Annotated in this window: 13 protein-coding genes; 6 read left to right on the plus strand and 7 right to left on the minus strand. The window is 54.1% G+C overall.

Annotation, left to right across the window (positions count from 1 at the left end; translation table 11 throughout):
- Positions 1–166: 166 nt before the first annotated feature.
- From lldD to JM656_RS00550, 4 genes are all read right to left on the minus strand, one after another.
- Complete coding sequence (lldD, locus tag JM656_RS00535) at positions 167–1,357, minus strand: FMN-dependent L-lactate dehydrogenase LldD (protein ID WP_203359594.1); 1,191 nt, start codon at positions 1,355–1,357, stop codon at positions 167–169.
- Positions 1,354–2,130, minus strand: a complete 777-nt coding sequence (gene lldR / locus JM656_RS00540) for a transcriptional regulator LldR (RefSeq protein ID WP_192614117.1) — start codon at positions 2,128–2,130, stop codon at positions 1,354–1,356. The genes lldD and lldR overlap by 4 nt, the downstream gene beginning before the upstream one ends.
- A complete protein-coding gene (gene lldP, locus JM656_RS00545) occupies positions 2,127–3,782 on the minus strand; it encodes an L-lactate permease (protein ID WP_203359595.1) in 1,656 nt (551 codons plus the stop codon). The genes lldR and lldP overlap by 4 nt, the downstream gene beginning before the upstream one ends.
- Positions 3,783–4,035: 253 nt before the next feature.
- Positions 4,036–4,398: a YibL family ribosome-associated protein gene (locus JM656_RS00550; RefSeq protein ID WP_203359596.1), complete on the minus strand. Its 363-nt coding sequence runs from the start codon at positions 4,396–4,398 to the stop codon at positions 4,036–4,038.
- Positions 4,399–4,687: 289 nt separating this feature from the next.
- On the opposite strand from JM656_RS00550, the gene JM656_RS00555 reads away from it, so the two are divergent.
- Positions 4,688–4,897, plus strand: a complete 210-nt coding sequence (locus JM656_RS00555) for a hypothetical protein (protein ID WP_192614120.1) — start codon at positions 4,688–4,690, stop codon at positions 4,895–4,897.
- Positions 4,898–4,909: 12 nt separating this feature from the next.
- On the opposite strand, the gene mtlR is transcribed toward JM656_RS00555, so the two are convergent.
- The 3 genes from mtlR to mtlA all read right to left on the minus strand — a co-directional run bounded on the left by mtlR (position 4,910) and on the right by mtlA (position 8,708).
- A complete protein-coding gene (mtlR, locus tag JM656_RS00560) occupies positions 4,910–5,497 on the minus strand; it encodes a mannitol operon repressor MtlR (RefSeq protein ID WP_203361186.1) in 588 nt (195 codons plus the stop codon).
- Positions 5,498–5,502: 5 nt separating this feature from the next.
- Positions 5,503–6,648 (minus strand): mannitol-1-phosphate 5-dehydrogenase, encoded by a 1,146-nt coding sequence (gene mtlD / locus JM656_RS00565; RefSeq protein ID WP_203359597.1) that lies wholly within the window; start codon positions 6,646–6,648, stop codon positions 5,503–5,505.
- 143 nt (positions 6,649–6,791) lie between these two features.
- The gene (gene mtlA / locus JM656_RS00570) at positions 6,792–8,708 is read right to left on the minus strand and encodes a PTS mannitol transporter subunit IICBA (RefSeq protein ID WP_203359598.1); all 1,917 of its coding nucleotides are present in this window, start codon (positions 8,706–8,708) and stop codon (positions 6,792–6,794) included.
- 535 nt (positions 8,709–9,243) lie between these two features.
- On the opposite strand from mtlA, the gene JM656_RS00575 reads away from it, so the two are divergent.
- The 5 genes from JM656_RS00575 (at position 9,244) to selB (ending at position 14,780) form a co-directional block, all read left to right on the plus strand.
- Complete coding sequence (locus tag JM656_RS00575; RefSeq protein ID WP_203361187.1) at positions 9,244–9,606, plus strand: DUF3302 domain-containing protein; 363 nt, start codon at positions 9,244–9,246, stop codon at positions 9,604–9,606.
- A 2-nt stretch (positions 9,607–9,608) separates the two neighbouring features.
- Positions 9,609–10,745: an HlyD family secretion protein gene (locus JM656_RS00580; RefSeq protein ID WP_203359599.1), complete on the plus strand. Its 1,137-nt coding sequence runs from the start codon at positions 9,609–9,611 to the stop codon at positions 10,743–10,745.
- A gap of 91 nt (positions 10,746–10,836) precedes the next feature.
- Positions 10,837–11,445, plus strand: coding sequence for a glutathione S-transferase (locus JM656_RS00585; protein WP_203359600.1), 609 nt, complete (start codon positions 10,837–10,839; stop codon positions 11,443–11,445).
- 99 nt (positions 11,446–11,544) lie between these two features.
- Positions 11,545–12,936 carry an L-seryl-tRNA(Sec) selenium transferase gene (gene selA, locus JM656_RS00590; RefSeq protein WP_203359601.1) on the plus strand — a complete coding sequence of 464 codons (1,392 nt, stop codon included), beginning with the start codon at positions 11,545–11,547 and terminating at the stop codon, positions 12,934–12,936.
- Positions 12,933–14,780 (plus strand): selenocysteine-specific translation elongation factor, encoded by a 1,848-nt coding sequence (gene selB / locus JM656_RS00595; RefSeq protein ID WP_203359602.1) that lies wholly within the window; start codon positions 12,933–12,935, stop codon positions 14,778–14,780. Before selA ends, selB begins: the two co-directional genes overlap by 4 nt.
- Positions 14,781–14,792 lie beyond the last annotated feature (12 nt).

Consider the following 14,792-nt stretch of genomic DNA (forward strand, 5'->3'; position numbering starts at 1 on the left):
TGTGAATTGCTCTTGTATTTGCTTGTATATACATTTGCGATCGCACAAAAAATTGTCAAATTAATTTGGTGTAAATGTTAACCAATCGTTATTTTTGAATTAAAAATGGCCGGACTGAAAATCAGACCGGCCATTCGGAAACAGAGGATGTTAAGAGGGGATTGAGTTACGCGGCGTCACCACGGGTCAGTGACGTCAGCGCGGCAGGCAGGCTTTTTCCGAGCTCCTGCACCAGAGAATCGCGGCTGATTTCGCTAATCGTTTTCGCGCCGGTCAGCGTCATTGCCACTTTCATCTCTTTTTCGATCAGATTCAGTAAATTGGCCACGCCCGCTTGTCCTGCCGTCGCCAGCGCGTAAAGGTAAGCACGTCCCAGCAGCACGGTATCAGCCCCCAGAGCGACCATACGTACGACGTCCAGCCCGTTACGGATACCGCTGTCGGCCAGAATAGCGATATCGCCTTTAACGGCATCGGCAATGGCGGGCAGGGCGCGCGCGGAGGAGAGCACGCCATCGAGCTGACGACCGCCGTGGTTAGACACCACGATACCATCGGCACCGAAGCGCACCGCGTCGCGGGCATCTTCAGGATCGAGGATCCCTTTGATCACCATCGGGCCGTCCCAGAACTCACGGATCCACTCGAGGTCTTTCCAGGAGATAGAGGGATCGAAGTTGTTCGCCAGCCAGCCAATGTAATCTTCCAGCCCGGTCGGTTTGCCCAGATAGGTGGAAATGTTACCTAAATCGTGAGGGCGACCGTTCAGGCCGACGTCCCACGCCCATTGCGGATGGGTTACTGCCTGCCAGTAGCGGCGCAGTGCGGCATTCGGGCCGCTCATGCCTGAGTGAGCGTCACGGTAGCGTGCCCCCGGCGTTGGCATATCGACGGTAAAGACGAGGGTTGAGCAGCCTGCTGCCTTCGCGCGTTCCAGCGCGTTGCGCATAAAGCCACGGTCGCGCAGCACGTAAAGCTGAAACCACATCGGACGTTTGATGGTCGGCGCCACTTCTTCAATCGGGCAGACGGAAACGGTGGAAAGCGTAAACGGAATGCCGTGGGCATCAGCGGCGGCGGCGGCCTGCACTTCGCCGCGACGGGCGTACATACCACACAACCCAACCGGGGCTAAGGCAACCGGCATCGACAGCTTTTCATTAAACAGTGTGGTTTCCAGGCTTAAGTCAGACATGTTTTTCAGGACTCGCTGGCGAAGTGCCACCTCAGACAAATCTTCCACGTTGCGGCGCAGGGTGTGTTCCGCGTAGGCGCCGCCGTCAATATAGTGGAACAAGAAGGGGGGCAGAATGCGCTGGGCTGCGGCGCGATAATCGCTGGCTGCTGAAATAATCATGCTTTGTTCTCCCTGGAAATATCATTATGGTCTCCGGGCAGGCGGGTGATTCGCGCCTGGCGGGCCTGGTCTTCATCAAATCGTTTAATCGTGGTGTGGACAAAACCTAAGTGGGCCATCATCGCCTGACGAGCGCCTTCCGCGTCGCCTGCCACAATGGCGTCGAGAATGGCCTGATGCTGCTCTGTCAGACGAGCAAACACTGGCGGAACCAGATACATACGCTGGCGGCTCTGTTTCACCGAAGAGTGCAGTACATCGAAGAAACCTCGCATGGTCTGCAGCAGCACCACGTTGTGTGAGGCTTCGGCAATGGCGAGATGAAAGCGAACATCCGCCTGTGAGGCGATATCCGGGTCTTCACTCAGCGTGGCTTCAAAGCAGAGCTTAATTTTTTCTTTATCGATCTCAGTGGCGCGCATCGCGGCGTGCCAGGCGGTACTGGCCTCGATAGCGTGGCGGGCTTCCAGGATATCAAAACTGTAATCCGGGTCGTCTGCCATCAGGGTCTTCAGTGGCTGAACGATATTTTGTTCAGACCAGGATTCATGCTGCCAGCGGACAAATGTCCCACCGCCGCGACGGCTCAGCAGCACGCCCTCGCTCACCAGTTTTGCCAGCGCCTCGCGCAATGAATTGCGCGACACGCCAAGCTGTACGGCCAGCTGGCGCTCAGCGGGCAATTTCATGCCTGCTTCCAGCTGTTGTTCTTCAATCAGCGCCCGCACACGAGAAGCAACCTCGTCCGACAGGCGTCTGGGCATCACAATCATGGAATCATCCAGGTCAGGACATAGGCCTGAAGCGTGGTGATCACGCCCACCATACAGGTGAAAATCAGGCTGTGTTTAACGGTAAAACGGAACAGGTCTGACTCTTTGCCGACCAGCCCGACCGCCGCACAGGCGATGGCGATGGACTGCGGCGAAATCATCTTGCCGGTAACGCCACCGGTGGTATTGGCGGCCACCATCAGCACATCAGAGACGCCGATTTGCTGAGCGGCAGTCGCCTGTAGAGCGGCAAACAACGCGTTCGAAGAGGTATCTGATCCGGTCAGGAATACCCCCAGCCAACCAAGGAACGGTGAGAAGAAGGTAAAAGCGCTGCCCGTGTGTGCCAGTGCCAATGCCAGCGTCGAGGAAAGACCGGAATAGTTAGAGATAAAGGCGAACGCCAGCACCATCCCGATGGAGTAAATCGGCAGCGCCAGATCTTTCAGGGTACTGCCGAAAGTCTGGATGGCGGCAGACGGCTTCATTTTCAGCCAGACGACTGACAGCAATGCGGCAAACAGAATGGCGGTACCGGTGGCCGAGAACCAGTCGAACTTGTAGACCGCAGCGTAGGCGGTGGCTTCGTGGACCACCGGCGGCATACGGGCGACCAGTTTGTCGAGATATGGAACCGGAATGTTAACCACCCAGTGGTACATTGCGCCACCCGGCGCAAACAGCGCCTTAAACGGTGGGATACTCCAGAGAGTCACGGTCGCCGTCAGGAACAGGAACGGTGACCAGGCGCGAACCACTTGCCCCGCGGTGTAGTTTGTACGGGCCAGGGTCTGATCAACCTGTGACGCGCCCATATCGCCAAAGCGGAAGATGCGTACCGGCTGCCAGCGTTTCAGGAACAGGGTCAGACACACCAGAGAAACCAGTGACGAGATGATGTCAGGCAGCTCCGGTCCAATAAAGTTAGAGCTCAGATACTGGGCGATGGCAAACGAACCGCCAGCCACCATGACTGCTGGCCAGGTTTCCTTCACGCCGCGCCAGCCGTCCATAATCGCCATGATCCAGAACAGAACGATAATCGTCAGGAACGGCAGTTGACGGCCCACCATCTGGCCTATTTCAAAGCTGTCCAGCCCGGTGACCTGACCGGCAACCAGAATAGGGATACCCATTGCGCCAAACGCCACAGGCGCGGTGTTCACTATCAGGCACAGTCCCGCTGCGTACAGCGGATTAAAACCCAGGCCGACAAGCAGCGCGGCGGTAATCGCTACCGGAGCGCCAAAACCTGCCGCCCCCTCAAGGAATGCGCCGAAGCAGAACCCGACAATCAGCATCTGCAAGCGCTGGTCAGGGGAGATCGACAATATCGATGATCGGATGATGTCGAACTGGCCTGTTTTCACGGAGATTTTATAGACGAATACTGCGGCAATAATTATCCAGGCTATCGGCCACAGGCCGTAGAAGAAGCCGTATACCACAGAGGCCAGCGCATGATCGACAGGCATTTTGTAGAACAGCAGCGCCACGGTTAGCGCAATAACCACCGTCCACGAGGCGGCAACATAGCCTTTCAGCTTGAGCTTAATCAGCGCGAAGAAAAAGAACAGAATGGGGAGCGATGCTACCAGACTGGAAAGCCAGATATTCCCAGCCGGATCGTAGTTTTGTTGCCAGAGATTCATTGCAGGTCTCCTGAGGGCCACGCACACAATGCAATGAGTCTGTGCTCATCTCTAAGTCACATTCTGTGTAAAAGTGGTCCTGCCAATATTGTTGTGTAGGGATAATGACAATGAATGGTTAACTGAATGTTATTTATTGGCAACGTTAGTGTAATGAAATTTTGGGGAAGTGTGAACCACTGAGCGGATTGGGCGGGAATTGGTAGGGCCAATCGGAGGGGCCGGGTAAGCATGGCTGCTACCCGGCTGAAGATCAGAATTCGGTCTTCGCGAAACCGGTCATCTCTTGCAGGTCCATTTCGCGACCTAACGCTGTCATCGGGTGTACGACCACCAGACCACGGACGCTTTTCTTCAGTTTGCCCATGTCAGCTTGTTCTTTTTTGGTAATCGCACGACGAAATGGCAGGTTCATCAATTTCTGTGCTTCTTTACTCAGCTTTTGGCTGTGAACGTCGCGCAGACGCGCAATTTCAGCTTCCAGGGTTGTTTTTTCTTGTTCCAGTTCGGCGTACTTCTCGGCGCCCTCGACCAGGGAGAGATCGGCCTGCTGGTGGCGGATGGCATCCAGGCGATCGCTGAGGCGTTTAATTTCGTTTTTTTCAATTTCTTTCATGGGATAGCTTCTGATGGAAATAGGATGAATATCTTATAGTATGCCCGCAGAGCGGTATTATTCACAACTAATGGGATAAAAATAATGAAACATGGTAAGTATTACGATGCTAATTATTTTTTGTAGTGGACTGATTAAATAAGATTTTTAGATTAAAAGGGGAGGATGTGAAGATTAATTAATCGGTTTACGATTAAGCACGTTTTCCTCAATCTCATTATTCATCTGATCCTAAACTGCAATAGGCAACCGCGTCTTTGAAACGTGGAGAATTCATGGAGGGTTTATCATGGGAAAAATCGGTGAGAATGCATCAGTTCTTATTGATAAGACTGTAGATTTCATGGCTTCAAGTCAGGCTTTCCGGGAATATCTGAATAAAACGCCGCCGCGTAATGTTGTCCCTACTGAGATACCGCAAGCGAATGTGGAGATGTATCTGCAGCGGCTGGAATATTATCGGCAGATATACAGGCCAAAGCAGGACGAAAATCAGTAGGTCTGCGCCGGGCTATTTCTGAAATGCTTTTTTTAAGCTGATTTTGGAAATCAGCTCGGTCAGAGAAAGCACCATGGTTGAGCGCACTGCTTGTTGGTAGCGCTGAATTTGCATGGCATACAAACTGGGGTCAGTGGTGTCGAAATGCGGCGGCGGCGGAAGCGCCATCACGCAGTGTAGCTCGCCAAATGGCCCGAGGATTTCGTCGTCCGTAAATGCGTACTCACTGCCGTCGTGATTCAGCTCTTCACGCAGCGCCATCAATAGCTCAGCATCTTCATATTCCGGACGGCTGAGTACACCTAAGCCATAGATGAGCTTCAGACGCACAGAAAGATCGCCCAGCGGTCCGTCGCCGTCGAGCAACGGTTCTACAGCATATTTCACCGCGTAATCGTCTTTGCGGAATACCTGGAGTACCAGAATATTCACCGCCTCGGTGAGTAGATCCACGGCGGTGATCAGGAAACTCCGTACGGTTTTGCCAGCATTCAGACGTTCAAGCACACGGTTTTCAAAGGCCTGGGTTTGTTCCATTATTGGCTGCATATCTGACAATCTATTATTCAGGCGCAGGATGCCCTGCGCCTGGTACGGCATCATAATTACTTTGCGTTATACGCGCTAACCGCCTCGGCAACGACATCGCTATTCGCATCCAGTCCGGAAACCTGTGCCAGCGCCGCCTGCGGGCCTTTCTCTTCAATCAGTGCAGCCAGTTCCTGAGCCTGTGGGTCTTCATCGCTGCGATAGTGCATCGCGCCGGCAATCCCTTTGACCAGATTGGCGTGCCCCAGCGCATATTCCAGCGTTCCGAGCAGCGGTTTGATCAGACGATCGCCCGCGCTCAGTTTACGCAGCGGCTGACGTCCCACACGCTCAACGTCATCTTTCAGATACGGGTTTTCAAAGCGACCGAGGATTTTCTGAATGTATGCTGCGTGTTTATCCGCATCAAAGCCGTAGCGTTTGATCAGCACCGCGCCGCTCTCTTCCATCGCGCCTTTTACCACCGCACGGATTTTCTCATCGAGAATCGCGTCACGGATGGTCTGATGACCTGCCAATTTTCCGAGGTACGCGGTTATAGCATGCCCGGTGTTCAGCGTGAAGAGTTTACGTTCGACAAATGCCATCAGGTTATCAGTTAATTCCATACCTGGGATGTTCGGCAGTTCGCCTTTGAACTGGGTCTTGTCGACAATCCATTCGCTGAAGGTTTCTACGGTCACTTCCAGCGGATCGTTGGTGGCCGAAGCCGAAGGCGGAACAATACGGTCTACAGCGGAATCCACAAAGCCCACATGCTGCTCAACCCAGGCTTTATCTTCCTCTGGCAGCGCATTCATCACATGGCCTTTCAGTTGGCTGGTGCCACGCACCATGTTTTCGCAGGCGATGATATTCAGCGGGGTTTCGATGCCCTGCGCTTTGCGTTTCACCAGACCTTTGGCGACCGCCGGTGCAATACGCTCCAGCACCACCGGCCCAACCGCAGTGGTCACAATATCGACGTGCGCGATCAGATCAATGACCTCGTCACCAATGCTGCTTACGGCATTCACGTTAGAAACGGTTTCGACCTGCTCATTTTCACCCACAACATGAACCTGATAGCTATGACGGGCATTCAGGGCGTCGAGCACCACCTGATTTACATCCGCGAAAGTCAGTTGTATCCCCGCGTCGGCCAGCAGTTTGCCGATAAAGCCACGACCGATATTACCTGCGCCAAAATGTAATGCTTTCATAGTGTTAACCTTCATTAATGTTTTTACCCGAGAGGGCTGGGGTGAGGGACTGCGAAACGTTCCCCCTCACCCAAACCCTCTCCCGTTACGGGAGAGAGTAGGGCGTAGGCCCGATTGGCGTTAGCGTCATCGGGCTACGCGACTTACTTACGACCTGCCAGCAGTTCCAGAACCTCATCCACGCTGGTGGTGTGCGCCAGACGTTCGATCACGGATTCATCATCCAGTGCGTTGGTCAGGCTGGTAATGACCTGGATGTGCTCGTTGTTGCGTGCGGCGATACCAATCACCAGACGGGCAATGTCGTCTTCTTCTTCGCCAAAGCGAACGCCTTCCGGGTACTGGCAGAACACCACTCCCGTTTTCAGCACGCGGTCTTTGGCTTCAACAGTGCCGTGTGGAACTGCGATAGACTCGCCCAGATAGGTCGGGGTCAGCTTCTCGCGTTCCAGCATCGCATCAACGTATTCCGGCTCTACATAGCCGCCTTTCACCAGTTGCTCACCGGCAAAGAGAATCGCTTCTTCTTTCGTCGCCGCTTTGCGACCCAGGAAGATGTTTTCCGCACTCAGCTTGAACAGGTTGTTGTCGCCTTCGTCAAAGCTGTCTTTCAGATGATCGCGAACTTTCTCTTCGTTGACGTTGTGGCGCTGTGCTGCAACCAGACGCTCGGTCAGGCTGGAGTACAGGCCGCTGTCCAGGAAATTAGTCAGCGAAATATGCTGTGCCTGAGGCACCTGGCGCATCGCACGCTCGGTCAGATCGCGGTGGGTAATCACCAGATCCACATCTGGCGGCAGGCTGTTGATTGCGCTGTTGGTGACAGAGATGTGGCTCAACCCTGCATCCTGCACTTTTTTACGCAGTACACCGGCGCCCATGGCGCTGGAGCCCATACCGGCATCGCAGGCAACGATGATTTTACGCACGTGGCTCAGGTCGTTGGTGACATCACCTGCGGTCAGCGCAGATGCACCTTTAGACTCAGCTTTCATGTCGTGCATACGGCGGGTTGCCGCGTCGATATCGTCCTCTTCCTCTTTCACTTTGCTGGTTTTCAGCAGAATGGCAGAGACAACGAAGGAGACCGCCATCGCCGCACAGATTGCTGCGATGTTCGCGAAGTAGGCGCCTTTTGGCGTCATCGCCAGTACCGCCAGAATGGAACCCGGAGAGGCCGGAGAAACCAGACCGCCGTTGAGAATGGTCAGTGTGAACACACCCGTCATACCGCCAAGGATAACGGCGAGGATCAGACGTGGGTTCATCAGCACGTACGGGAAGTAAATTTCGTGAATACCACCCAGGAAGTGGATGATTGCCGCACCGCCAGCTGACTGCTTAGCGCTGCCGCGACCGAAGAACATGTATGCCAGTAGAACGCCCATCCCCGGACCTGGGTTCGCTTCAATCAGGAAGAAGATGGATTTGCCCATCTCATGGGACTGTTGAATGCCCAGAGGTGAGAAGATACCGTGGTTGATGGCGTTGTTGAGGAACAGGATTTTCGCCGGTTCAACGAAGATAGAGGCCAGCGGCAGCATGTCATGGACAACCATGAAGTTAACGCCAGCAGCCAGAATTTTGGACAGTGCTTCAACCAGCGGACCAATGCCGAGGAACGCCAGAATGGCGAGGATCATACCGATGATGCCAGCGGAGAAGTTATTCACCAGCATCTCAAAACCGGACTTGATCTTACCGTCTACCCAGCTATCGAAATGTTTGATTGCCCAGCCACCCAGCGGACCTGCGATCATCGCGCCGAGGAACATTGGCATATCCGCACCAACGATAACCCCCATCGTGGTGATTGCGCCCACCACACCACCGCGATCGCCACCGACCAGACGGCCGCCGGTATAACCTATCAGTAACGGCAACAGGTAGGTGATCATCGGTCCAACAAGCTTCGCCAGCGTTTCGTTCGGCAACCACCCTGTTGGAATGAATAATGCGGTGATAATACCCCACGCGATAAACGCGCCGATATTTGGCATCACCATGTTGCTGAGGAATCGACCAAAGCTTTGCACTTTGATCTTAATATCGGATGACATAAAAACACCCCTTCTTATGTTGCTGTCGCGCAGGCCGGAAGCCCGAGGATTATTGTTAATGTGGCGGCAGAGGTAGCCGGACCCTGTAGATACTGCGAAATCTGGCACTGAATCGTTCAACTGTCCAGTCGACGACCTGTTGTGTGATTTTTGTCACATAAATATAGGGGGTAGAGCGGTATTTGATGTGATGTTGATCACGATAGGGCTGTGTAAAAAAACAACAAAACGACCGAAGCGGCAAAAAATGGCAATTAAATGTGATGGTTGTCACCTTTATTCTTTGGTGGTTTGTTGAATTTTTGTGATGTTAGTCACAAGATATTTTCGCCGCGGCGACGCATGGACGTGATCCTTCAGGGGTTCTACCCTTCACTTTAACGCCCCTGAAATTGAGCAACCTCTCACCCTGAAAATTTAGCATTTCGTGCTATGGCGAAAATGGCAATTTCGAATTATGTTCAAAACACCAGCCATGACAGTCATCGGCTGCCTGCAATTTAAAACTCTTATTAAACGTGAACGCGAGGCAGGTATGTTTCTAAATTATTTCGCGTTAGGAGTGCTGATCTTCGTTTTCCTGGTTCTGTTTTATGGAATCATCGCGATTCACGATATCCCCTACTTGATTGCGAAAAAGCGCAATCACCCTCATGCCGACGCCATTCATACGGCAGGCTGGGTAAGCTTATTTACGCTGCATGTTATCTGGCCGTTTCTGTGGATTTGGGCAACGCTCTATCAGCCAGAACGAGGCTGGGGCATGCAATCACACGCCAGGCCGCCAGGGCAGGAGCCTGACCCCGACATTGCCGCGCTGTCAGAGCGTATTACACAGCTAGAACAAAAACTGGCCCGGGCACAAACCCCCGACGATGATTCCTCTGTGGAGCGCTAATCATGGATCTGCTGATTGTGTTGACCTACGTGGCGTTGGCGTGGGCGGTATTTAAGATTTTCAGGATCCCGGTCAATCAATGGACGTTGGCAACGGCAGCATTAGGCGGTGTATTTTTGGTGAGTGGGCTCATTCTCTTAATGAACTACAACCACCCCTACACCTTTACGGCACAGAAAGCGGTTATTTCCATCCCGATTACGCCGCAGGTCACCGGCATTGTTAGCGAAGTGACGGATAAAAATAATCAGTTGATTAAAAAGGGTGAGGTGTTGTTTAAACTCGACCCTGTTCGTTATCAGGCGCGAGTCGATCGCCTGCAGGCTGACCTGGTGACGGAAACGCATAATATACAGACGTTAAAAGCGCAACTCGCTGAAGCGCAGGCGAATACCACGCGGGTATCCGCCGAACGCGATCGGCTGTTCAAAGATTATCAACGTTACCTGAAGGGCAGCCAGGCGAAGGTGAATCCTTTCTCTGAAAGCGACATCGACAATGCCCGGCAAAACTATCTGGCGCAGGATGCCATGGTAAAAGGCTCCGTTGCAGAACAAGCGCAAATTCAGAGTCAGTTAGACAGTATGGTCAACGGCGAGCAGTCGCAGATCGTCAGCCTGAGAGCACAACTGGCGGAAGCCAGGTATAACCTTGAACAAACAGTCATTCGCGCGCCCAGCAACGGTTATGTCACCCAGGTGCTTATCCGTCCTGGTACCTATGCGGCCGCGCTACCGTTACGCCCAGTGATGGTGTTTATTCCTGAGCAAAAACGGCAAATCGTTGCGCAATTCCGCCAAAATTCATTACTACGTCTTGAAGCGGGTGATGATGCGGAAGTGGTGTTCAATGCGCTGCCAGGGCAAGTTTTTCACGGCAAACTGAACAGCGTTTTGCCAGTGGTCCCCGGTGGTTCTTATCAGGCCCAGGGCGTATTACAGTCGCTGACGGTGGTACCGGGAACGGATGGCGTCCTCGCGCTGATTGATTTGGATCCGAACGCTGAGGTAGAAGCATTACCCGATGGTATCTATGCGCAGGTGGCTGTTTACTCTGACCATTTCGCCCATGTGTCCGTCATGCGTAAGGTATTGCTGCGCATGACCAGCTGGATGCACTATCTCTATTTGGATCACTAATGAAATGAAAGGCAGGAGTGCGATAAGCATTACCTGCCTTTTGCTCAATCCTGAGCCATACTGATATTTTTGTTGGCAAAAAGGACTGAACATGAAACTCATCGGCAGCTACACCAGCCCATTTGTACGCAAAATTTCCATTCTGTTGCTGGAAAAGGGCATCACCTTCGAATTTGTTAATGAACTCCCTTACAACGCAGAAAATAGCGTGGCGGATTATAACCCGCTGGGCAAAGTCCCCGCGCTGGTGACTGATGATGGGGAGTTCTGGTTCGATTCGCCCATCATTGCTGAATATATCGAATTGCTGGATATCGCTCCGGCCATGCTGCCGCGTGAACCGATGGCGTCACTGAAAGTTCGACAGATTGAAGCGCTGGCGGACGGCATCATGGACGCTGGGCTGGTTTCTGTTCGTGAACAGGCGCGACCCGCAGCACAGCAATCAGAAACAGAACTGCTGCGCCAGCGGGAGAAGATCAACCGCAGTCTGGATGCGCTGGAAGGCTATCTTGCGAAGGGGACGATCACCACCGATACGGTGAACCTGGCCACTATCGCGATTGCCTGTGCGGTGGGCTACCTCAACTTCCGCCGCGTAGCGCCAGGCTGGTGTGTGGACAGGCCGCAGTTAGTCAAACTGGTCGAAACACTCTTTAGTCGCGAAAGCTTCGCGCGCACAGAACCGCCAAAGGCTTGACGCGTATTATGTCCGCCTGAATAAACTCACGGTACAATCCCCCCCTATGTCTACCTCCCTCTCCGCACCGGAGAGGGCCACCAACAGCCAGGCTTTTTCATGACAACCGAAACGCGTTCGCTTTACAGTCAGCTTCCCGCTATTGATCGCTTATTGCGTGATAGCGCCTTTCATTCTTTGCGTGACATTCATGGGCATACCCAACTGGTGGAACTGCTTCGCCAGATGCTTGATGAAGCCAGAGAGATGATACGGGACGCGCAGGCATTGCCGGTATGGAGTGAAAACTGGGCGCAAGAGGCGAAAGCCCGGCTGGAAAAAGAGTCGCAAAGTGCGTTACGCCCGGTGTTCAACCTGACAGGAACGGTGCTGCACACCAATCTCGGGCGTGCGATACAAGCGCAAGAGGCGATTGACGCCGTCGCTGATACGATGCGCTCTCCGGTCACGCTGGAGTATGACCTGGATGATGCCGGCCGCGGGCATCGCGATCGGGCGTTAGCTGACCTGTTGTGCCGCATCACCGGTGCGGAAGACGCCTGTATCGTCAATAACAACGCGGCGGCGGTGCTGCTGATGCTGGCGGCAATGGCCAGCGGCAAAGAGGTGGTCGTTTCCCGCGGTGAACTGGTCGAAATTGGCGGCGCGTTCCGCATTCCGGATGTCATGCGTCAGGCCGGGTGTACGCTGCATGAGGTGGGGACGACCAACCGGACGCATGCAGAGGATTATCGCCAGGCGGTGAACGAGAACACCGGCCTGTTGATGAAAGTGCATACCAGCAACTACAGCATCGAAGGATTTACTCACTCGGTGGATGAAGCTGAACTAGCGACCATCGGGATGGAGCGGGATATTCCAGTGGTGACGGATCTGGGTAGTGGTTCACTGGTGGATCTGAGTCAGTATGGTTTGCCAAAAGAGCCGATGCCGCAGCAATTGATTGCGGCTGGCGTCAGCCTGGTGAGTTTTTCTGGCGACAAACTGCTGGGCGGACCACAGGCCGGGATTATTGTCGGTAAGAAAGAGATGATTGCCCGTTTGCAACGTCACCCGCTGAAACGTGCGCTGCGGGCGGATAAAATGACCCTCGCGGCGCTGGAAGCGACGCTGCGCCTGTACCTGCACCCGGAAGCATTAGCAGAGAAATTACCGACGCTGCGGCTGTTAACCCGCAGCGAAGCGGCGATTCAGGCACAGGCACAGCGGTTACAGGCGTTGCTTGCCGCGCATTATGAAGGGCTGTTTGCCGTTAATGTCATGCCCTGTCTGTCGCAGATTGGCAGCGGCTCACTGCCAATTGATCGGTTGCCCAGCGCGGCACTGACATTTACCCCGCATGATGGGCGGGGAAGCCATCTCGACGCGCTGGCGGCGCGCTGGCGTGCGCTACCTACGCCAATCATTGGCCGCATTTACGATGGCCGCTTATGGCTGGATTTGCGCTGTCTTGAAGATGAAACCCGGTTTATGGAGTTGATGTTGAAATGATTATTGCCACTGCCGGACACGTTGACCACGGTAAAACAACGTTATTACAGGCGATTACGGGCGTGAATGCCGATCGTCTGCCTGAAGAGAAAAAGCGCGGCATGACCATCGACCTGGGGTATGCCTACTGGCCGCAGGCTGATGGCCGCGTGCTTGGGTTTATTGACGTTCCAGGCCACGAGAAATTTTTGTCTAACATGCTGGCGGGGGTAGGCGGTATTGACCACGCACTGCTGGTGGTGGCCTGCGACGATGGTGTGATGGCGCAAACGCGCGAACATCTGCAGATCCTAAAACTGACGGGGAATCCGCAACTCACCGTCGCGCTCACCAAAGCTGACCGCGTGGATGAAACGCGAATTGAAGAGGTGCGTGAAGAGATTCAGACGACGCTGGCCCACTATGGTTTTTCCGGGGCCTCGCTGTTTGTGACCGCCGCCAGTGAAGGGCGCGGCATTGACACGTTGCGTGAACATCTGCAGCAATTATCGACGTGTGCCCATGCAAGTAATCAGAGTTTCCGTCTGGCCCTCGATCGCGCCTTTACGGTGAAAGGGGCGGGACTGGTGGTGACCGGGACAGCGCTCAGTGGTGAAGTCAATGTCGGCGACACGTTGTGGCTCACTGGCGTGAATAAACCGATGCGTGTACGTAGCCTGCATGCGCAAAATCAGCCGACTGAGTACGCCCATGCGGGGCAGCGTATCGCGTTAAATATCGCTGGCGACGCGGAAAAAGATCAGCTTAACCGTGGCGACTGGTTGCTCTCCGATGCGCCGCCGGAGGCATTCACCCGCGTCATTGTCTCTTTAGAACAACAGGCGCCGCTCACGCAGTGGCAGCCGCTGCATATCCACCATGCCGCCAGCCATGTGACCGGGCGCGTCTCCCTGCTGGAAGGTTCGCTGGCCGAACTGGTTTTTGATACTCCGCTCTGGCTTGCTGATAACGATCGTCTGGTATTGCGTGATATCTCCGCGCGCGCCACGTTGGCGGGGGCGCGTGTTGTGATGCTCAATCCGCCGCGCCGCGGTAAACGTAAGCCCGACTATTTACAGTGGCTGTCGGCGTTGGAAAATGCGCAGGATGACAGCGCCGCGCTGGCGATTCATCTGGAGCGTGGCGCCGTCAATTTGCCCGATTTTGCGTGGGCCCGCCAACTCAATGGCGAGGGTATGCGTCAACTTATTGATCAGCCTGATTTTATTCAGGCCGGATACAGCCTGTTAAACGCCCCTGTCGCCGCCCGCTGGCAGCGTAAAATCCTCGATACGCTGGCGACCTACCATGAGCAGCATCGTGACGAACCGGGACCTGGACGCGAGCGGCTGCGACGCATGGCGCTGCCAATGGAAGACGAAGCGCTGGTACTGTTGCTGATCGAACGTATGCGGGAAAGCGGCGTTATTCATAGCCATCATGGGTGGTTGCATCTCCCCGATCACAAAGCCGGGTTCAGCGACGAGCAACAGGTCATCTGGCACAAAACCGAATCGCTGTTTGGCGATGAACCCTGGTGGGTGCGGGATCTGGCGCGGGAAACCGGAAGTGATGAACAAATCATGCGCCAGGTATTACGACAAGCTGCGCAGCAGGGGATGATCACGGCAATCGTGAAAGATCGTTATTACCGTAATGATCGAATTGTCTCTTTTGCCAATATGATCCGCGACCTGGATCGGGAAAAAGGATCAACCTGTGCGGCTGATTTCCGTGATCGACTCAATGTTGGGCGAAAACTGGCCATTCAGATTCTGGAGTATTTTGACAGGATTGGTTTTACTCGTCGCCGGGGAAATGATCACCTGTTACGGGATGCTTTATTATTTCCTGAAAAGAAATGATACGGTTAATAT

Origin of the sequence: Citrobacter sp. R56 (genome assembly GCF_016811995.1) — a bacterium.
Classification (GTDB): Bacteria; Pseudomonadota; Gammaproteobacteria; order Enterobacterales; family Enterobacteriaceae; genus Citrobacter_D; species Citrobacter_D enshiensis.

Coding starts and splice junctions, on each gene's coding strand:
- JM656_RS00550 (WP_203359596.1), bottom strand. CDS start 4,398: ATGAAAGAAATTGAAAAAAACGAAATTAAACGCCTCAGCGATCGCCTG.
- selB (WP_203359602.1), top strand. CDS start 12,933: ATGATTATTGCCACTGCCGGACACGTTGACCACGGTAAAACAACGTTA.
- mtlD (WP_203359597.1), bottom strand. CDS start 6,648: ATGAAAGCATTACATTTTGGCGCAGGTAATATCGGTCGTGGCTTTATC.
- JM656_RS00555 (WP_192614120.1), top strand. CDS start 4,688: ATGGGAAAAATCGGTGAGAATGCATCAGTTCTTATTGATAAGACTGTA.
- lldP (WP_203359595.1), bottom strand. CDS start 3,782: ATGAATCTCTGGCAACAAAACTACGATCCGGCTGGGAATATCTGGCTT.
- JM656_RS00575 (WP_203361187.1), top strand. CDS start 9,244: ATGTTTCTAAATTATTTCGCGTTAGGAGTGCTGATCTTCGTTTTCCTG.
- lldD (WP_203359594.1), bottom strand. CDS start 1,357: ATGATTATTTCAGCAGCCAGCGATTATCGCGCCGCAGCCCAGCGCATT.
- mtlR (WP_203361186.1), bottom strand. CDS start 5,497: ATGCCGTACCAGGCGCAGGGCATCCTGCGCCTGAATAATAGATTGTCA.
- JM656_RS00585 (WP_203359600.1), top strand. CDS start 10,837: ATGAAACTCATCGGCAGCTACACCAGCCCATTTGTACGCAAAATTTCC.
- mtlA (WP_203359598.1), bottom strand. CDS start 8,708: ATGTCATCCGATATTAAGATCAAAGTGCAAAGCTTTGGTCGATTCCTC.
- JM656_RS00580 (WP_203359599.1), top strand. CDS start 9,609: ATGGATCTGCTGATTGTGTTGACCTACGTGGCGTTGGCGTGGGCGGTA.
- lldR (WP_192614117.1), bottom strand. CDS start 2,130: ATGATTGTGATGCCCAGACGCCTGTCGGACGAGGTTGCTTCTCGTGTG.
- selA (WP_203359601.1), top strand. CDS start 11,545: ATGACAACCGAAACGCGTTCGCTTTACAGTCAGCTTCCCGCTATTGAT.